The sequence below is a fragment of the Singulisphaera sp. GP187 genome (assembly GCF_900129635.1).
Classification (GTDB): Bacteria; Planctomycetota; Planctomycetia; order Isosphaerales; family Isosphaeraceae; genus Singulisphaera.
In genome coordinates this window covers 3,931,550-3,947,612 of the sequence record NZ_FSRB01000001.1, presented here as the reverse complement: position 1 = coordinate 3,947,612, position 16,063 = coordinate 3,931,550, and the positions used below count along the sequence as shown (strand labels likewise).

Genomic DNA, 16,063 nt, shown 5'->3' with positions numbered 1-16,063 from the left:
TGGGGCGCCCGAAAAAAAGGAAAGGCTGAGCCCGAGCGCCTGAACGAACCCTCCACGCCAAAGCGTGGAACGAGGCCAGGAACCGATCAGGGAATGGAACGAATCCGGGGGCGATGGATCAGTAGGCGTCGCTGCTGATGACTTCGCCGCCGGCACGGGTGGCCAGGGCGGCCCAGGTCGGCTGGTTGATGGAGTCCTTGATGAACCGCACCGAGCCGTCGCCGAAGAGGACGTTGACGCCGCCGGAGTGTCGGCTGCGGGCGGTTTTCCAGCCGTAGTCGCTACCCCGGAGGCAGTCGTAGGTCTTGCTGTTGGGGGTGAGGAAGTGGGTGTAGAGCATGTTGCGCATGTCACCCTGGATCCAACCGCGGTTCCGCCAGCCGGAGTAGCGCGTCGGGACCTGGCATTCGCTGAGGCTCAGCGGCAAGTAGTTCGTGATCGGCGTGAACGGAATCTCAGTCTGGACGTTGATCGGGGTGGGCGAGCCCGGCTTGGGAATATCGAAGCTGCCGGGGCCGAGCACGCTCTCGCTGATGAGGGCGGTCTGGCTCGACCCGTCGCTGACGTGGGCCAAACTCACCGACGAGTTGTAGAAGAAGGTGCCGTTGGGGTTGCCCCAGAGGGCCGATCCGCCATTGTTCTGACCGTCGCCGGCGCAGCCCATGTAGTTTCCCGGGGCGAAACCCGGTTGCACCGTCTGCCCCGTGTCGCTGGGACAGAGAAATAGCGCGACCTTCAGGGCGAAAACCGTGGTGTTGGGCAGGGTCGCGGCCCCCACCTCATCGAAGACGGGGAAGTCAAAGTTCAACGCGTGATAGACCTGCGTCTGCTCCAGGAACGGCGAGAGCATGGCCAGGACCGAGTAGCGGTAGTGTTCGCCACCGGCGCCGCGGAGGACCCAGTAGTTGTTCGAGGGTGCGACAATCGCGCCGAACGGGAACCGCCCCATCGTGTCGTGATAGTTGTGCAGCGCGATCCCCAACTGCTTGAGGTTGTTGACGCACTGGGAGCGGCGGGCTGCCTCGCGCGCCGCCTGGACGGCCGGCAATAGCAGGGCGATCAAGATCGCAATGATCGCGATCACGACCAGGAGCTCGATCAGTGTGAATCCTCGGCGTCGCATACGAATTTGATCCTTCACCAGAGGGGGCGGTGTGAAGATTTTTATAATCGTAATACCGCGCGATCGAGGGGTTGGCAAGGGGGCGAGGGAACTTTTTGCATTCGTTCAGGCGAATGGGGAGCTTGTTGTTCTGGTGTCAAGAAGATTGGATGTAAGCGAAGTGTTTGGTGTTTGTGCGTAAGCGAGCCTAAAGGCGAGCGAGAACATTCCCGCTCGCCTGGAAAGTTTCAACGACCCGCCAGAGAGCGAGGAATCCCCCTCGTTCCCACGGTCCTCCGTGGGAACGAGTAACGAGAGGCTTCCTCGCCCTGGATCGGGTCGTTGGAAAGTTTCAAGCGATGATGGCCTTGGGTCACTTCGCCTCGGCGACCGGGATGGCGAAGGTCGCCACGTAGGACTCGACGTCGAAGGCTTGGCGGTCCCCCGGCGCGGAGTCGAACTTGTACGTCACGTTGAGGACCCAGGTGCCGGGTTCGGGCAGCTCGAGCGCGACGCGACCTTCGGAGTCGGTCTCGGCCGCGGTCTCCGGGAGGCCGTCCGGGCTCAGCGTGGTGCTTGCCGCGTCGACCTTCACGCCGGCCAGCGGCTTTCCTTGGAACAGGACGCGGGCCTTGACCGGCTGGTCGGCCGAGAAACCCTGGTTACCGAGCGGGCTTTCGACGACGATCTCCAGCTTGTGCCCGAGCGGTGCAGGCGACTTCGCCGAGGATTCGCCGCAGAGGATCAACGCCTTCGAGTACTGGTGCCCTTTCGTGCCGAGGATCAGCTTTCCTCCCTCCGGCAGCTTGAGCTCGCTCTTGGGGACCCGGGCGAACGCCTGCTTTCCCGACGCGTCGGTATACGTGGAATAGACCAGGGGCTTGCGGGCGGTCGCCGCCTGGTAGAGGCCTGGCTCGTCGAACATGACCTCGTTGGCGTGAAGCGACTTGCCGGAGATCCGCAGCGGCTTGACCGACCCGGTCGGGGTGTGGAGCTGAAGCAGAGCCAGGGCCTCGGCGTCAATCAACTCGTCGACCGGCAGGAGGTGTCCGTAGCTCAGGAAGACCGTTCCCTTCTCGCCTTGCCCAATCACGGGGCGATTGACGAGCACGCGCAAGGTATGGGCCTGGGTGGCGAGGGCGGTTGCCAGGACCAGCCCCAGTGAGAGCAGCAGGGGGCGTTTGATCGAATTCATGAAAGTCCTCGGTTCTCGGGGGAGGGGGAAAGCGAGGGGCCGGGCGAGGCAACTCGCCCGGCCGATGGAAAAAAAACAACGATCCGCCAATGGGCTAAAAACCAGTAGGATTTGGGTGTTTCTGCAAAAGGTTTACCCGAAAAGAGTTGCGTCGCCGCGTCGGCTGCAAGACATGAAAGGATAACGACTTGTTGCGTCTGCTCTTTTCAGTTGGTTTTTAGCCCATTGGCGGATCGTTGAAAAAAAAGGGGAGTCAACGCAGTCGTTCGAGGGCCTGCCGCGCGGCCTGCGCCGCGACCGGATCGAAGGCGGGGTTGATCTTGAGGACCTGCGACAGGAGCCGCTTTGCATCCTCGCGGTGGCCGAGGGCCTGAGCGATCGACCCCGCGTGGTAGAGCACCAGCGGGTCGCGGATTCCCAGCTCAAGCGCGGGTCGGAGGATCTCCGAAGCGCGAGCATGTTCGCCGCGGCGGTGGAGGACCCAGGCAAGAGTGTCGCGGGCGTAGACGTCGGGGCCATCGTTGTAGGCGGCCTCGGCCAGCGTGAGGGCCTCGTCGGACGACTCGCCGCGGTCGATCAGGATCAGGACCCGCGCGCGGCGGTGGGCTGGCTTCTTCTCGGAGAGACGCAAGGCCCGGTCGAAGTGGCGGCGGGCCGTCTTCGGATCGTTTTTGGCGAGGAAGAAGGCGGCGAGGCTGGCGACGCTGGCCGGGTCGTCCGATCGCGCGGCGACCCCCCGCCAGGTGCGCTCGGCCCGGGCGTTGTCCCCCTTCGCCGCGTAGACCTGCGCCAGGCCGGCGGTGGCTCCGGCGGCGAACATTCGCGGGTCGGTTTCGTCGTGCGGGATTCCCAACTCATGGAGCTTCGCGTGGGCCTGGTTGACCAGCGACACCGCTTTGTGAAACTGCTCCTTCGCCGGGTCGAGCCGGCCGGCTCGGAAGGACAGCTCGCCGAGCCGCGTCCGGGATTCCGCCAGGGCGCTGGCACCTTCGACCGTCTCGGTCGAGGCGAGTGACTTGCCTTTCGCTTCGACGGCATCGGTCATGAGTTGGAGCGCCCGGTCGAGATCGCCTTGCGCCTCCGCGGAGCGAGCGAGAAGCTCGAGGGAGACCGGGTCGGCCTTGCTGACCTCTGGCTTGGCGAGAGTCGCCTCGGCCTCGCGGTAGCGGCCGTTGCCCAGATAGGCCTTTGCCAGCAGGGTGCGTGCCTCAAGGTCATTCGCGGCCGTCGGTGAAATTGGTTCGAGGAGGGCGAGCGCTTCGCGATATCGCCCCGCATCGAGCAACTTCGCCGCATCGCGTGCCGGCGAATTAGGCTCGACGGCCGGGCAGGGTGTACCAAACGCGATCATCGCCAGAATTGAAAAAAAGAGGCTTGTATGGTTTTGTTTGATGGTCATTGGGGTCTGCCTATCGTGAATATGAGTGTTAGCCGACCACTGGATAGCGGCGCATCGCGGCGAGGCCGAGCGAGCCGACGACCACAGTGGGGAGGACCAGCCCCGCAAGGCCGACCGAGGCGCGGGCGGCGACTGCGCCGAGCGGCTCTTCACGGAACGCAAAGGCCGGGATCCGAGCCAGGTCGTTGCGGCGGATCAACTCGCCCGCGAGGATCTTGGGGCGGAAATAGGCGCGCCAGCCACCGTGGAACTGATCGACCTGTGCGGCGAAGTGCGTGTACCGCGCTGAGCCCGTGCCCGCCACGTCCTGAAGTGCCTCCAGCGTGGCGATCGCGGGCGAGAGGAAGCGGAGCCGGTCGACGAGCCGTTGCTGATGTCCTAACTGGGTCTCGAAGCGGCTCAAGACTGCGGCGACCCCCGCTTCGGAGGCTTCCTGAACGGCCAGTGACTGGATGGCGAACTCGCTCGCCTCAGCCTTTCCGCGGGCCAGCTCGGGGTGGGCTTCGAGGAACTTGGCGTTGAGCTTGGGCCCGTCGGCCTTCGCCTGGTCGGAGGCCTCGCGCACGGCCTGGATCAACTCGATCCGTGACGGCACCGGGTAGGCGACTCGAACCAGCAACGACGCCATGGCCGGCACGACCGCGACGAGCAAGAACCAGGTCCCGGCCAGCGCCAACGCGTTGGTCGCCGAGCTTCGTCCCAGCGCATTGACCGCCACGGCCAGCGCAAACCAGAACGCCCCGTAAGCGGCGACCACGGCCAGCCAGAGGCCCAGTCGTGTCAGGCCGTCGCCCGTGGTCGGACCGCCGGCCAGGAGGTAACCCCCGATCGAGATCGCGACCGCGAGGCCGACCACGGCGAGCCCGCGCGCCAGCACCTTGCCCAGGACGAGCGTCCGCCGGCCCACGGGCTGCGAGAGTACCATCACCAGCGTCCCTTGCTCCTTCTCGCCCGACAGCAGGTTATAGCCGAGGGCGAGGATCACGAGCGGATAGAGCACGACCACCACAAACCCGAGGTCGAACCGCCCTGACATCAGGTGGGTCGGATTCTCGATCTCGTCATGAGCGAGGGCCGACTGGCGGTTCGCCGTCGTCACCAGCGCGTAGTACGGGTAGAGGTCGCTCTGGCCGATCACCAGCGACGCCAGCGGCCCCGGTGGCATGGCGGCGTAGCGGGTCCCGAGCGATAAGCCCACCTGATCGGCCGGAAGGCCCGGCCCGTAGCCGGGCGAGGCCAGGCGGGTTCGCAGGTCGTGATAACGCGCGGACTCTTCGCGAGCGGCCGCGTTCAGGGTCGCACGCTGGAAGGTCGCCCACGTGACGCCGTTGAAGACGCCGTAGCCGACGACGACCGCAAGGAGGATTCCAACGGCCAGGAGCGTCCGGTCCACCGCCAGCAGTCGGACCTCATGCCGCATGATTCTTCTGAGGAGCATTGCGGGGCCTTGATCGAAGAAGAATTCAGTCGACCCGCAGCGTTCGGGTCGATCGGCGAACCAAGCCGGTGGCCACGATCAGCCACAACAGCAACGACGACCAGGCGAGGCTTTGACGCGTGAGCGTTGAGCGCAAGCCCGGTGGTTGATAGCGGAATTCCGGCATGCTTTTCCAGAGCTCGGGGCCCGCCTGGTACATGAAGCCCAGGTCGGCCCCGTTGCGTTCGAGGTCGACGTTCAGGGCCCGGACCAGCTCGCGGCGATAGGCCTCGGCCGAGTCGGCGAAGTCGCGAGCCCGGGCGTTGTCGGTCCCGGCCAGGGCCATCGACAACTCGCGAATCGCGAGGGTGGGGAACACGAAGCCGAGGGCTTTCCGCAACGAGTCTTGCCCCTCGAATGCCTTCCAGAGGGCTCCGTAGTGGCGATCGAAGACGGAGTTGCCGTATTCCTCGCCCGCCTGGAGCGCGATCCCTTGAAAGTTGATCGGCAGGTCTTCCACGGTCTCGACGTTGTACTTTTTCAGTGTGTCTTGCTTGAGCCGTTCGATCCGCGCGTCTTCCGGGTCGTGGCCATCAACGCCTGCCTTGATGTCGCGGCGAATCGCGTCGGCGAACTGGAGCGCCGAGGGCGTCGGGACCGCGCGACGCGCCAGGTCGGTTACCAGACGAGGGGCGACCATCGCGTTCACGATCCAGAAGCTCAGGAGCACGATCAGGGCGACCCGCGAGGAACCGGCGAGTGCCGAGACGAGGAGCGAGACGGCGAGGAAGATCCCCAGGTAAATCGCGTAGCCGGCGAACAGGGTGAGCGAGTGCGGCCAGGTCCGCGCGGCCTCCGGTCCCCCCAGGACCACCACCGCCACGCCCAGGGCCACGGCCGGCGCGGCGATCAGCCCCAAGGCCACCGTGAGCCCCAGTGCCTTGCCGGCGACGAGCGTTCTTGGCCGGACGCCGAGGCTCATCAACTGCCGGAGCGTCCCCTGTTCTCGCTCGCCGGCGATGGCCGGAAACGCCAGGAAGATGATCAAGAGAGGCATGAGCATTTGAAGCACCGACGCGGCGGTGAGCTCGCCGAACCGCTGCAACGCGGTTGCGTCGCGGGCCGGCCGGTTGCCCACCTCGTTGCGGCGATGCGCCTCGAGGTGGACCGAGACGCCGGTGTAGGGGTCGACCCCCGGGTCGACGAACGCCAGCGGCGGCTTGGGCTTGAACACGTAGAGGCCGTAGTGTGCCGCGGCGTGCGGGTTCTTCTCCTCCTGGTCGTCGAAATGCTCTCGGGCTTCGACCTGCGCCCGGTCGTGCTCGTCGCGGAGCTCGCACCAACTGCGCCAGCTCACGGCCGTCGCGGCCACCAGCAGCACCGTGACGATCGCCGCCGACCAGCGGAACCGGCCGTCGCGGATCAGGTCGCAGAATTCTTTGCGCGCAATGCGAAGGATCATGAATCGCCACCCCGCCAGACCGTTACGATTGATGCAAAAACAGAATCAATCGTGCATGTGTTCCAGGTAGATGCGTTCGAGGTCGGCGTGCCCGACCTCGTCGGTTTCCAGGCTGGCGACCATTCGTCCTCGCTTCATGATCCCGACCCGCGTGCCGGTCTCTTTGGCGTGGAACAGGTCGTGCGTGGCCATCAGCACGGCGACGCCTCGGTCACGCAGCGTGCGGAGCAGGTTCGCGAACTCGTTGGAGGCCTTCGGGTCGAGGCCCGAGGTCGGCTCGTCGAGCAGGAGCGACTCGGCATGTTTCGCCAGGGCGATCGCGATCCCGACCTTCTGCCGCATCCCCTTCGAGTACGTCCCGACCCGTCGCTCGGCCGCCTCCTCGGGGAGCCCGGACTGGCGGAGGAACTCGCGCAAGTCGGTCGGCGAGTACTCATCGTGACCGGCCAGCGCCGCGAAGTACGCCAGGTTCTCGAGACCCGAGAGGTTTTTATAGAGCATCACCGTTTCGGGGATGTAGGCGACGTACTTCTTGGTCTCCAAGGGGTTGGCAACCACGTCGAGCCCTCGGATCGTGACGGTTCCCGAGGTCGGCGCGATGAAGTTCAGAAACAGGTTGATCGTCGTCGTCTTGCCGGCGCCGTTGGCCCCCAGCAAGCAGAAGATTTCGCCCGCCCGCACCGAGAGGTCGAGCGAATCCAGGGCTGTGAACCCGTTGTACGACTTCGTGAGCGACCGGGCTTCAAGCATGAGCGAGGCAACTCCATCGGGGGGGACTGTTGCGAACAGGATGGTTTTGCCAGAGGCGGCCACACGATAGCCTTGAATCGTCGGCTCGTTGACCGGTTTTCGGGGTCGGGGGTGTACCTCGAACGGATGCGACCGATGCCACTCGACGAGTTTGCCACCGAGACCACGCGGTCAAACGTTTGGGTTACGATTGCGGAAATCGTAATACTGTCCGAAAGGATGATGATAGACGGCCGCCAACCCGGTTGCAAGGGGCGATCGTCGGCCATTTTTCGGGGGTTGAACAAGGGCTCGATTCTCCCGGTATCCGGGTCGATGCCCGTGAGATTCGGCCCCTTCTTGTGCGAATTGCATCGCCCGCACGCGACGCACAGGTTCTCGGGCTCATCCGAGCCGCCGTGCTGCTTCGCGGTGATGTGCTCGATGTGGAAGCCGATGAAGGGCTGGCCCCTTGCGGAAGGCGGCAATATTCGCAACGACCCTCGGCTCGCTGCCTCACGAATCTGCGGGTGCCAGCATTCATTTACGAGTTCGGCTGCTTGGCGGGCACGGAGCGGGCTTTTGCCTGGAGGATGGCAATCACGTCGAAGGCATCGATGTAGGCGGTGTACTTAGCCCGTTCCTCGTCGGTCAGCTCTCCCTCGTTGGACTTGTCGGCCAATTCATCGATTCGAGCCTGAACATCGGGTACGGCCCGAAGTCCCGCCAGTTCGCGAGCGAACGAGAGGGGCATCATCTGCCCGACGGGCTCGAGGAGCTGCGAGAGTACGTCGGGGTGTGGTGAATCTGGCTCATGGGGTCCTGCTCCTCAGCGATGCGTCTTCCGAGCCTCCAGGACATCACCGGTGAAGGGGCCTGGCACGCACGTTGTTGCGTCGGAAGGTTTTGAGGGAGTTGGCTCGTGTCGTACCCATGAGTTATCGGCCCATCGCTCGGGTGATTACGACTAGAGCGCCTCACAGTTGCATAGCATACGCCGCACGGTCCTGGAACCATCCGGCGATGTTTTCGGGGGTGACGTCATGCAAGGCCGAACCGAACGCCGCATAGACCGTCTCCTTCGTTCGCGCCGCCGCCGACCTCATCGCACCCTTGACCTTCGAAAACATCTCCTCAATCGGTGTCAGGTCCGGACTCCACGGCGGCAACGGCACCACCTCCGCTCCGGCCGTCTCGACGGCCTCGATCGCATCTTCCGACTGGTGCGGCTTGAGATTGTCCCAGATCACCACGTCCCCCGACTTCAACTCCGGGACCAACACCTGTTCCACGTAGGCCTCGAACACGTCGGTGTTGGTGGCGCCCGGGAAGGCCAACGTCGCCGTCACCCCGGAGAGGCCCATCCCGCTGGTCAGCGTGATCGAATCCCAGTGCCCGGGCGTCGTGGAGTAGACGCGTTCTCCCACCGGGGCGCGGCCGTAAGTCCGGGTCATCGCCGTGTTGGCCCCGCATTCGTCCACGAAAACCAGGCGTTTCGGGTCCACGCCAGCGAGTCGCTCGCAGAATTCGCGCCGCTGCTCCTGGACGTCCGGGCGGTCCTGCTCCTGGGCACGGGGCACCTTCTTCTTGCGCGGCAGCCCCAATTGGCTCAAGGCGCGCGAGATGGTCATCAGGCAGCACGAGAGGCCGAGTCGTTGGCGGCATTCCTCGAGTGTGGCATCGGGTTGCTGGCGGATCAATTCTCGAAGCCGTTCCAAGTCCTCGGACCCGAGCACGGCGGGGTTGCCACCGCCGTGCGGTCTGGGTTCGACCGAGCCGGTCGTGCGATGGAGTTGGAGCAAGCGTGTGACGAAGGAGATACTGACCAGGAACCGGTTCGCGATCTGGCGTACCGACCCGTCACCGCGCTGGATCGTCTCGAGGACCCGCAGTCGGAGATCTTGAGAATAGGGTGTCATCGGCCACCTCCTAACTCAGATCTCCTTTCAAATGGCGTGCCATCCAACTGTTAGGCGCTCTAACGGGCCCGGTCAGGACCGTTCGGCTCGCTCCTCCTCAATGATGGCCTGGGCCATCGACCCCGGAATCCGAGACGTCTCCTGATTAAGCCTCGCTCATGATGCTCTCGACGTCGCGTCGTCCGTGGAGGATGCGGAGCACGACGATGGTATCCATGTGAGGGCGAAAAAACGCGACGTAGGGACGCACCACGACGCATCGGAGTCCGGGAGAAATCTCTTCGCGGAGTCGCCCGGTCTCTGGGAATGCGGCTTTCGAGCGGCACGCGTCGAGGATTTTTCGATGGATCCGATTCGCCGTCCGCTCGTCCCTCGCATCGGCGATGGTCGCCCAAATCTCGGCCAGGTCGTCTTTGGCTTCGTCGGTGAGTAAGGGCTCTTTCATCGAGACTTCGATGCCTTCTTCGCCGCGAGTCGCTGTCGACCTTTCGTCTTGGCCTCTTCCAAAGTCGCCTCGTTGAACGGCGACACCTGACCCCGGTCGGCCTGGTCGATGCCGACCTGAATCTCGCGTCGAAGCTCGATGAGCTTCCGTTGATGAAGCTCCTCCTTCTCCTTCAAGAGCCTGAGCCCTTCGCGGATGACCTCGCTTGCCGAGTGGTACATCCCGCTCTGGACTTTGCCGTCCACGTACTTTTCAAGCTCCGGGGTCAGTGAGACGTTCATGGGCTGGGTTCCCTGGGGAAACAATCGGTTTTTCGAAGCGTACACCCGATAACAGTAAATAACAATTTTAGTTATTCAGCAAAGGTCGTCGGCCCTTCGGGCTGACGTTCCGGCAGAGGGGTGTTAGCTTGGCCTGGATGCGAAACCTCAAACCTCGATGACTACGTCAAAGCCACCGAAATCGGCTCCTACGCGTACTGCCCGGAAGCCTGGCGACTTGGCGACGGCTTGAGGCTTCGCTCAAGCAATGAATTCAACCTCAGACGGAGCGAGCAAACGCACGTCGAGACCGCGAAGGTCGAGCTGCGAAGTCAGTCGGCGAGCCGTGCCGGGTGGGTGCTGCTCATCGTTGCGGGGCTCATCCTGCTCGCCATCGTTCTCTTCTACAGTGCTGGCCGATGAGGGAGCAGCTCCTCCTCGTCGCCCTGGTGCTCGCCTTCCTGGGAGCACTGCTCCTCTGGTGGTCCGCTCGTGCACGAGAGGGGATGGGTTTGGGCTCCGGTGAGACAATCGCCCTCGACAATCAAGAGCTGGTCTCGGAGCGGTTAAAGCTCATCGGGCGTCCCGACCGCATCGTGCGGGAGGATGGCGGTTTGATTCCCGAGGAGGGGAAGCCGTCCGCGAAACGGGTCTATCCGGGGCACCGCCTCCAGCTCGGGGCCTATCTCCTCTTGATGGAGGAGGAGTTCGGAGAGCGGCCGCCGTACGGCGTGGTCGTGATTCGAGACGGCGAGAGGGGTCGAGTCGAGAACACCGAAGCCCTTCGCGAGGAAGTGCTCGCGGTTGCCGAGAAGAATTCGAGAGCATTCGGACAAAACTCAACGACGAGATATGCGTGAGGCAACCCGTCTGGAAGTGTCGTGCCTGCGGCCAGCGGGGGAACTGTCGGCAAGCCGGCTCGCGAGCCCGATTGTGCGAGAGCAGCCTACAGTCTTGGGCCGCGTCGTCGACGAATCTGCTGCTCGGGAGCTTGCCCCGATGGCTTCTCAGGGGCCTCGGGACTCAGCTTCTCCCGCCGTTCGAGTGCGAGGGCCTTTTGCAACCTCGAGGCGTCGACGAGGTCCTGCGGCTTTCCCGCCGCGAGGTTGGCGGCGAGGAGCTTCTCCAGGCTCGGGAAGTTCGCCTCGACCTCTCCGAAGCGGAACACCTTCTTCGAGGCCCAACACTCGTTGAATTCGACGCCGTCGATGCTTTTAAGGATGTCGATTCGGTTGGGGGAGGCCACGCCGATGGTCAGGAAGGAGTCCCTCTCTGTGAAAAACCCCTCCGAAATGCTGACTGACCATCGGGGATCCATACTCCTTCAGGGCCGCATAAACGAGCTTCGCGTTCTCGGCGGTGCGATTGACCCAGACGTCGAGGTCTTTGGTCGCCCGAGGTTCTGTGTGGACACCCAGGGCGTGGCCGCCGATGACGAGATACTCGACCCTCCACTTGTTGAGGAGTTCGAGCAGATCCTTCAGGTCTTTGCTGAGGGAATCAGCCACGGAGGGTAGGCTCCGCGGCCTCGGAGCGACGGAGGACGGGGTGAATCTCGACGTGACTGCGGTCGATACGCTGGGCCTCGGGGTCCATGCCGCGAGCGAGGAACCACAGGTCGAGCATCTCGTAAATGGCGTCCCAGACGGCTGTGGGGCCGAGCTGCCGCCAATGGAGGATGCTCTCTTCAAGGAGCATCTCTCCGGCTTCGGGGCCACGTATTGTAAATGCGGACCTGCATGTCCTGCCTGGGGCTCATTCCGGTCTTCTCCTCGCTACGGTGGTCTGTTCAGGGTAGCACGAATCGAAGAGGCAAGCACGCAGGATTCAACCTTGTGACGGGCTACGAGTCGCTCATGGCTTCGGTCCTCGCGGAGTATTCCATCGAGGCGATGCACTCCGACGAGTTCATTGTGAACCTTTGGAGTGAATCCCCCGATGCCGTACTCGAAGCGGTACGTGGGCAGAGGGCGAATCCGCAGAAATCGGCGGAAGTACTCCTCGCCATGCTGGAGAAGTGCGGCCTCTCCGAGACGGTCGCTCGCATGCGTGCCCAAAGCAGCGAAAAGTGAAATCTAAGTAGTAATAAGAGTTCTGAGTTCAGCTGCACGAGCAGAAACAGAAGACAGGCTTACATGTGGCTCTGTGCTGCTATGAAGAAGGTGTCGAACTGTTTTGTCGTTAAATGTCATTTTTGAAAGGTTGTATGTTTTGACCAATTCAGGCCAGCGAGAAGCTGGCTTCCCGCCGTAGTTGAGCTTGTCGAGCAAAGTCTTGTCGCGTGGAAGGCATTCGTTGATGTAATACTCCCACTGTTCAGGCCTTAGCATTGTCAGCAGATTGGTGGCGTATTGAATGGCAGTCCAGGATTGCCCGTAGGAGTTGCCCAGCCATACAGCGAGCGTGGCCTCTATGCACTTTCCGAATGCTGGTTTAGGTATGGTCGTACCCAGGCTTGCAAGGTTGGACATCGGAGCCGCCTCGTTGTGAAAGTTGTTGATGCCAAAATGGGCGTCCAAAACTTTCGCCGCTGCATCGATGAAAGTGTTCGACCGTAACGACTCCGGCACGTAGTCAAAGCCGTGAACGCTTGTCAAAGCCCGCTTCAGACCGGCAGTGGCGGGGCGGTTTCCTGCGGAATTGACCTCTGCGTACGCTTGGCCGACCTGCCATTTTTCCTGAGTTTTGAGCTTGTCCCATAAGATGGGAACTATCAGTGTCGTGTTACCGACCGCGTGCTCAAGAGCGGCTCCTTTATCCGTCTTGACGAGTGAAAGTAGTGCGGTGACCGTCGTTCGGATAAAAAAGTAAGGGGATGATTTGATTGTTTGGACTTCGCTGTCTGTCGCGTTGAAAGAACGTTCGGACAAAGACTTGCGGAATTCAACAAAATGAATGGCGTTCTCGAATCTGGCCTTGCCAAGAATGCTTGTGATGCAAGCCTTCAATAGAGATAAGGCCTCCTCTCGCTCCATCGACTCGTACGTATCGCCTGTGAATTCGAGATTTGCGAAATGCGTGACAATTTCAAGCGAATGTTTTAGACGCATCGATTGAGTCGTCGTCACCAGACCCAAGTCTTCGGCCAGCGATATGGCCTCGATGTCGCTGATGGAAGTAGAGGGGTCTGATTCGTCAATGAAGTCCGAGCGACCGAGCATCTCCCCGACAAACTCCATGCCCAGCGTCGCCAACTGCCTCTTCAGGGCGGCGGAAGCTTTGGCCCAGACGAAGGTCGCCACCATCTCATAGCTTTCAGAATCGAATCCGGCAGCGATTGATTTTTGGTCTCTTGGCGAAAGAGTAGGCGTCGCATAACGCAGCACATCTGTCGGTGTGGAAGTTCCTGCTGGAATGACGACAAGGTCTGTCGGCTGCCACACGGTAATCTCGTGGTTGTCGCTCATGATTCCCCTCCCGCACATTCCGTATCGCCATCCTGAGACCTGAATAGAGCGGCCATCAACGTAACATTCGTGCGATTCCGCATAAGCTCATAGGTGCGCCGACGCCCGCCACCTTTTTCGGCAAGAGCCTTCTTTTCCGCGTCGTCCGGCTTCAAGAAGACGCGGAATGCACGTAGCGTCCCATCGGCACCGAACACCACGACGCCGTCACTGTTGACCATACCCTCCAGTAAAACCTCTGACGCCTGTAGTTCTGCAAGGGCGATAGCGGTCCTCTCTGTAATGGCTCTGGAGTATCTAGCGGCTAAATCAACCACGGGACTTAGCCAGGTTCCTGCGTCCAGTGTGTGGTCGTGTGATTTGAGTGTGGACGACGAGTCGACTACCGCGAGGAGAGTACCATGTGAGTGGAGAAGTTTGTCTGTCATTAGGCTTTTGAGGTATGGGACAAATCCAGCCCGCCTGTCGTCTGCTATCTGGCTGGCAGCAATGCAAGCAAATTTGGAAACGTGGTCGGAGAGCGTGGATTTTGAGGCCGGTGATGAGGTGAACGATACCGTGTATGTGCGATGTTTACTGATGAGGAGTTCAACCACGAGGTGTCCTCTGTTTCGTATCATCAGCACAGGAGAAGTTGGCTCCATGTCGGCTAGCGACTCTTCCGCACTGAGAGCGACAGAGTGGATTTGGGACCGGAAAATGCCATATTGGAATTCAGGTGGGGTCGTCCAAGTGATGAATACTGACCATCCTTCGGTCGCCAGTCCAGCACTGTTTTTCAGAATGTCTTTTGCGGAGTCGGGCGAGTAATTCGACGTTCCTAGGGTGATGCGGTCGGCACCTGGGGCTATCGCCGTGAGTGTATCGAGATTATTAAAAATATAGATTTGAGGAAATAACGGGGTGTTCTCCTCGCGATACGATGAGAGTAAGCAGACGATGTCTCTTACAAGTGCTTATGTTATTATGTACGCGAATCCCGTGGCCTGTACGAACTCTTGTAGATGACCTTGGAGCGATTCACGTATTGAAAAAGCCGTCAGCATACCAGGTGTCCATTTGTGTCGTTGTCCGCTCGATTTCAGCGAGCGTGATTTCGTCGTCGGTTCGGTCGTAGAGCTGTGTCGTCTTGGTGCTCGCGTGGCCTGCGATTTTCCGGGCTTTCTCGATGTTGCCTCCTGAAGCCATGAGCGCGGTGACTCCCGTCGCCCGGAACGAGTGGTTGCAGAGCTTGTGCGTGAGGCCGACCTCGGCCACTCTCCGCTTCACCATCCCCCATGCGTCGTTTCGCCGAAGCGACGTCGCTTTCAACTCGCCGCTCCTGCGGTTGCCCGCACGAAAAAGCGGCCCTCGCTTGTCGCCCTCGATTCTCGCAGATTGGATGTAGGCATCAAGGTGCTCCTCCGCTTTATGATGCACCAGCACCTCCAGACGCCTCCCGCCCTTCTTGTGGAGCCTGAGCCGCCACTTCTTCCCGTTCGCATAGTAGTCGTCCACGGTCAGCGAGAGAGTCGCTGAGATGCGGGCGAACGAGTAGGTCATCACGGCGATGAGGGCTCTATCCCTGAGCCCCAAGAGAGTTGAAGGCTCGATGCTCGTGAGAAGCGTTCGAGTGTCCTCGGCCGAGAGATACGGCGTCAGCCCCTTCGAGACGACGTGCTTCAGGCCACTCACGGAAGCTGCGGGGTTCACCGGGATGATTTGTCCGGTCACCATCCAGTCGAGCAGCATCTTGATGGCGGCTAGGTGTTGCTTGACCGTGGGCTTCTACCTGGTGGCACCCAGCTTCTCGACGTAGGCGGCGACGGCGACGGGTTCGAGCGTTTGAAGAGTGAGCTTGCGGTCCGTATACCACCTTAGGAACTGAGCAACGGGCTGGGTGTAGGCCGCTCGCGTGTTGGGGTTCCGAATCTGAGCGGTGAAGAACTCGATGAAGCGTCTCCCGGCCCGGTCGCCCTCCTGGGCGATGAGGGCGGGCAGGACGATTCCGCCGCCTCTATGCTGGACAAGCTCTCCGCTCATCACTCGACTCTAAGGATCGATCGGACGAGCCGCATCGTCGGGGGTTTCGACGGTGAGGACGAGCTGTCGCTCTTCGTTGAAACAGATATCGACGATGCGGCACCCTCGCAACTCATTAGCGGGCAGCTTGTCACCGAGAAAGTAGAACGCCTGTTGGCCCCCAATCTCGGGGTTTTCATCGAAGTCGATGTAGAACGAGCAGCGTCTCATTTTGCCGGTCCCTCTCAGGTCTTTGAATGCACGCATGTTTTGCCCGATTTTTGCCGGAAAGAAAGGGCGTTATGTCCTGTAATCGGGCCATGGGGCCAGGGGGATGGGGGCCTGTACGAATCCGCCGGCTTCCGGCCGGAACCATGTTGGCATCAAATTGAATGCATTCAGGTTCATCCGGCGGAAGCTCACGCAGCCCGGGAAACATCGATACTGCATTATTCAACCAATTTGTATCTCGTCTCGTGGATCGCCAGGATCTTCAGTTTGAAGAATTCCTTGTCGCGAAACCCATAGGCTTGGCGCTTCATTGTCTTGATCTTGCCAACCCCATGCGAACCAGGGTTTTGTTAGACGCTCTTAAGACTGGACCAGATTTTGGGGGGCAGGCCATACGTTAACCTGTTTCTCAACAACCTTCTCTCTCTCCTCCGCGTCTCCGCGTGAATCGATTTTCGCGTCGAGCCCAATGCGCTGCGAGGGGGGCGGGCGTCAT

General features: G+C 61.6%; 22 protein-coding genes. 4 read left to right on the top strand and 18 right to left on the bottom strand.

The genetic code is table 11. The features are described 5' to 3' along the window. Nucleotides 1-118: 118 nt before the first annotated feature. The 11 genes from BUS42_RS15385 to BUS42_RS15335 all read right to left on the bottom strand — a co-directional run bounded on the left by BUS42_RS15385 (nt 119) and on the right by BUS42_RS15335 (nt 9,949). Nucleotides 119-1,123 carry a DUF1559 domain-containing protein gene (locus BUS42_RS15385; protein WP_074307671.1) on the bottom strand — a complete coding sequence of 335 codons (1,005 nt, stop codon included), beginning with the start codon at nt 1,121-1,123 and terminating at the stop codon, nt 119-121. A 352-nt stretch (nt 1,124-1,475) separates the two neighbouring features. Next, nucleotides 1,476-2,297 (bottom strand): DUF4198 domain-containing protein, encoded by an 822-nt coding sequence (locus BUS42_RS15380; RefSeq protein WP_074307670.1) that lies wholly within the window; start codon nt 2,295-2,297, stop codon nt 1,476-1,478. Between the two features lie 253 nt (nt 2,298-2,550). Continuing rightward, nucleotides 2,551-3,696: a tetratricopeptide repeat protein gene (locus BUS42_RS15375; RefSeq protein ID WP_074307669.1), complete on the bottom strand. Its 1,146-nt coding sequence runs from the start codon at nt 3,694-3,696 to the stop codon at nt 2,551-2,553. Between the two features lie 28 nt (nt 3,697-3,724). Continuing rightward, nucleotides 3,725-5,116: an ABC transporter permease gene (locus BUS42_RS15370; protein WP_216821034.1), complete on the bottom strand. Its 1,392-nt coding sequence runs from the start codon at nt 5,114-5,116 to the stop codon at nt 3,725-3,727. 43 nt (nt 5,117-5,159) lie between these two features. Continuing rightward, entirely contained in the window at nt 5,160-6,575 is a 1,416-nt protein-coding gene (locus BUS42_RS15365; protein WP_074307665.1) for an ABC transporter permease, read from the bottom strand. A gap of 45 nt (nt 6,576-6,620) precedes the next feature. Continuing rightward, nucleotides 6,621-7,277, bottom strand: coding sequence for an ABC transporter ATP-binding protein (locus tag BUS42_RS15360; RefSeq protein ID WP_410001712.1), 657 nt, complete (start codon nt 7,275-7,277; stop codon nt 6,621-6,623). Next, nucleotides 7,181-7,792, bottom strand: a complete 612-nt coding sequence (locus BUS42_RS46475; RefSeq protein WP_410001711.1) for an HNH endonuclease — start codon at nt 7,790-7,792, stop codon at nt 7,181-7,183. The genes BUS42_RS15360 and BUS42_RS46475 overlap by 97 nt, the downstream gene beginning before the upstream one ends. Nucleotides 7,793-7,848: 56 nt before the next feature. Continuing rightward, nucleotides 7,849-8,061, bottom strand: coding sequence for a DUF896 domain-containing protein (locus tag BUS42_RS15350; protein ID WP_074307659.1), 213 nt, complete (start codon nt 8,059-8,061; stop codon nt 7,849-7,851). 220 nt (nt 8,062-8,281) lie between these two features. After that, nucleotides 8,282-9,223 carry an IS630 family transposase gene (locus BUS42_RS15345; protein ID WP_074307658.1) on the bottom strand — a complete coding sequence of 314 codons (942 nt, stop codon included), beginning with the start codon at nt 9,221-9,223 and terminating at the stop codon, nt 8,282-8,284. 145 nt (nt 9,224-9,368) lie between these two features. After that, on the bottom strand, nt 9,369-9,668 hold the full coding sequence (locus BUS42_RS15340) for a type II toxin-antitoxin system RelE/ParE family toxin (protein WP_074307657.1): 300 nt from the start codon (nt 9,666-9,668) through the stop codon (nt 9,369-9,371). Then, nucleotides 9,665-9,949, bottom strand: coding sequence for a type II toxin-antitoxin system ParD family antitoxin (locus BUS42_RS15335; protein ID WP_074307656.1), 285 nt, complete (start codon nt 9,947-9,949; stop codon nt 9,665-9,667). The genes BUS42_RS15340 and BUS42_RS15335 overlap by 4 nt, the downstream gene beginning before the upstream one ends. Before the next feature lie 120 nt (nt 9,950-10,069). Here BUS42_RS15335 and BUS42_RS15330 point away from each other — a divergent pair, with 120 nt between their 5' ends. Further along, a complete protein-coding gene (locus BUS42_RS15330) occupies nt 10,070-10,351 on the top strand; it encodes a hypothetical protein (RefSeq protein ID WP_074307655.1) in 282 nt (93 codons plus the stop codon). Continuing rightward, nucleotides 10,348-10,788: a CRISPR-associated protein Cas4 gene (locus BUS42_RS15325; protein ID WP_143206339.1), complete on the top strand. Its 441-nt coding sequence runs from the start codon at nt 10,348-10,350 to the stop codon at nt 10,786-10,788. The genes BUS42_RS15330 and BUS42_RS15325 overlap by 4 nt, the downstream gene beginning before the upstream one ends. An 86-nt stretch (nt 10,789-10,874) precedes the next feature. Here the strand turns inward: BUS42_RS15325 and BUS42_RS15320 are convergent, their stop codons facing one another. After that, nucleotides 10,875-11,174, bottom strand: coding sequence for a hypothetical protein (locus BUS42_RS15320; protein ID WP_074307653.1), 300 nt, complete (start codon nt 11,172-11,174; stop codon nt 10,875-10,877). A gap of 4 nt (nt 11,175-11,178) precedes the next feature. Here BUS42_RS15320 and BUS42_RS15315 point away from each other — a divergent pair, with 4 nt between their 5' ends. Then, nucleotides 11,179-11,445 (top strand): hypothetical protein, encoded by a 267-nt coding sequence (locus BUS42_RS15315; RefSeq protein WP_074307652.1) that lies wholly within the window; start codon nt 11,179-11,181, stop codon nt 11,443-11,445. Here the strand turns inward: BUS42_RS15315 and BUS42_RS15310 are convergent. Further along, the gene (locus BUS42_RS15310) at nt 11,429-11,626 is read right to left on the bottom strand and encodes a hypothetical protein (protein ID WP_074307651.1); all 198 of its coding nucleotides are present in this window, start codon (nt 11,624-11,626) and stop codon (nt 11,429-11,431) included. The genes BUS42_RS15315 and BUS42_RS15310 overlap by 17 nt on opposite strands. Nucleotides 11,627-11,784: 158 nt before the next feature. On the opposite strand from BUS42_RS15310, the gene BUS42_RS15305 reads away from it, so the two are divergent. Further along, nucleotides 11,785-12,000: a hypothetical protein gene (locus BUS42_RS15305; protein WP_159452228.1), complete on the top strand. Its 216-nt coding sequence runs from the start codon at nt 11,785-11,787 to the stop codon at nt 11,998-12,000. 3 nt (nt 12,001-12,003) lie between these two features. Here the strand turns inward: BUS42_RS15305 and BUS42_RS15300 are convergent, their stop codons facing one another. The 5 genes from BUS42_RS15300 to BUS42_RS15285 all read right to left on the bottom strand — a co-directional run bounded on the left by BUS42_RS15300 (nt 12,004) and on the right by BUS42_RS15285 (nt 15,567). Continuing rightward, nucleotides 12,004-13,335: a hypothetical protein gene (locus BUS42_RS15300; RefSeq protein ID WP_074307649.1), complete on the bottom strand. Its 1,332-nt coding sequence runs from the start codon at nt 13,333-13,335 to the stop codon at nt 12,004-12,006. Beyond that, a complete protein-coding gene (locus BUS42_RS42750; protein WP_143206337.1) occupies nt 13,332-13,979 on the bottom strand; it encodes a hypothetical protein in 648 nt (215 codons plus the stop codon). Before BUS42_RS42750 ends, BUS42_RS15300 begins: the two co-directional genes overlap by 4 nt. Nucleotides 13,980-14,355: 376 nt before the next feature. Continuing rightward, the gene (locus tag BUS42_RS15290) at nt 14,356-15,066 is read right to left on the bottom strand and encodes a tyrosine-type recombinase/integrase (RefSeq protein WP_254053533.1); all 711 of its coding nucleotides are present in this window, start codon (nt 15,064-15,066) and stop codon (nt 14,356-14,358) included. Nucleotides 15,067-15,102: 36 nt separating this feature from the next. Further along, a complete protein-coding gene (locus tag BUS42_RS45135; protein WP_254053532.1) occupies nt 15,103-15,357 on the bottom strand; it encodes a hypothetical protein in 255 nt (84 codons plus the stop codon). Between the two features lie 9 nt (nt 15,358-15,366). Further along, on the bottom strand, nt 15,367-15,567 hold the full coding sequence (locus tag BUS42_RS15285) for a hypothetical protein (RefSeq protein WP_074307647.1): 201 nt from the start codon (nt 15,565-15,567) through the stop codon (nt 15,367-15,369). Nucleotides 15,568-16,063 lie beyond the last annotated feature (496 nt).

What these genes read in the sequence shown, in the direction of transcription:
- BUS42_RS15385 (WP_074307671.1), bottom strand. Translation starts at nt 1,123, where the DNA reads ATGCGACGCCGAGGATTCACACTGATCGAGCTCCTGGTCGTGATCGCG.
- BUS42_RS15380 (WP_074307670.1), bottom strand. Translation starts at nt 2,297, where the DNA reads ATGAATTCGATCAAACGCCCCCTGCTGCTCTCACTGGGGCTGGTCCTG.
- BUS42_RS15375 (WP_074307669.1), bottom strand. Translation starts at nt 3,696, where the DNA reads ATGACCATCAAACAAAACCATACAAGCCTCTTTTTTTCAATTCTGGCG.
- BUS42_RS15370 (WP_216821034.1), bottom strand. Translation starts at nt 5,116, where the DNA reads ATGCGGCATGAGGTCCGACTGCTGGCGGTGGACCGGACGCTCCTGGCC.
- BUS42_RS15365 (WP_074307665.1), bottom strand. Translation starts at nt 6,575, where the DNA reads ATGATCCTTCGCATTGCGCGCAAAGAATTCTGCGACCTGATCCGCGAC.
- BUS42_RS15350 (WP_074307659.1), bottom strand. Translation starts at nt 8,061, where the DNA reads ATGATGCCCCTCTCGTTCGCTCGCGAACTGGCGGGACTTCGGGCCGTA.
- BUS42_RS15345 (WP_074307658.1), bottom strand. Translation starts at nt 9,223, where the DNA reads ATGACACCCTATTCTCAAGATCTCCGACTGCGGGTCCTCGAGACGATC.
- BUS42_RS15340 (WP_074307657.1), bottom strand. Translation starts at nt 9,668, where the DNA reads ATGAAAGAGCCCTTACTCACCGACGAAGCCAAAGACGACCTGGCCGAG.
- BUS42_RS15335 (WP_074307656.1), bottom strand. Translation starts at nt 9,949, where the DNA reads ATGAACGTCTCACTGACCCCGGAGCTTGAAAAGTACGTGGACGGCAAA.
- BUS42_RS15325 (WP_143206339.1), top strand. Translation starts at nt 10,348, where the DNA reads ATGAGGGAGCAGCTCCTCCTCGTCGCCCTGGTGCTCGCCTTCCTGGGA.
- BUS42_RS15315 (WP_074307652.1), top strand. Translation starts at nt 11,179, where the DNA reads ATGGTCAGGAAGGAGTCCCTCTCTGTGAAAAACCCCTCCGAAATGCTG.
- BUS42_RS15310 (WP_074307651.1), bottom strand. Translation starts at nt 11,626, where the DNA reads ATGCTCCTTGAAGAGAGCATCCTCCATTGGCGGCAGCTCGGCCCCACA.
- BUS42_RS15305 (WP_159452228.1), top strand. Translation starts at nt 11,785, where the DNA reads ATGGCTTCGGTCCTCGCGGAGTATTCCATCGAGGCGATGCACTCCGAC.
- BUS42_RS15300 (WP_074307649.1), bottom strand. Translation starts at nt 13,335, where the DNA reads ATGAGCGACAACCACGAGATTACCGTGTGGCAGCCGACAGACCTTGTC.
- BUS42_RS42750 (WP_143206337.1), bottom strand. Translation starts at nt 13,979, where the DNA reads ATGGAGCCAACTTCTCCTGTGCTGATGATACGAAACAGAGGACACCTC.
- BUS42_RS15290 (WP_254053533.1), bottom strand. Translation starts at nt 15,066, where the DNA reads ATGCTGCTCGACTGGATGGTGACCGGACAAATCATCCCGGTGAACCCC.
- BUS42_RS45135 (WP_254053532.1), bottom strand. Translation starts at nt 15,357, where the DNA reads ATGAGCGGAGAGCTTGTCCAGCATAGAGGCGGCGGAATCGTCCTGCCC.
- BUS42_RS15285 (WP_074307647.1), bottom strand. Translation starts at nt 15,567, where the DNA reads ATGAGACGCTGCTCGTTCTACATCGACTTCGATGAAAACCCCGAGATT.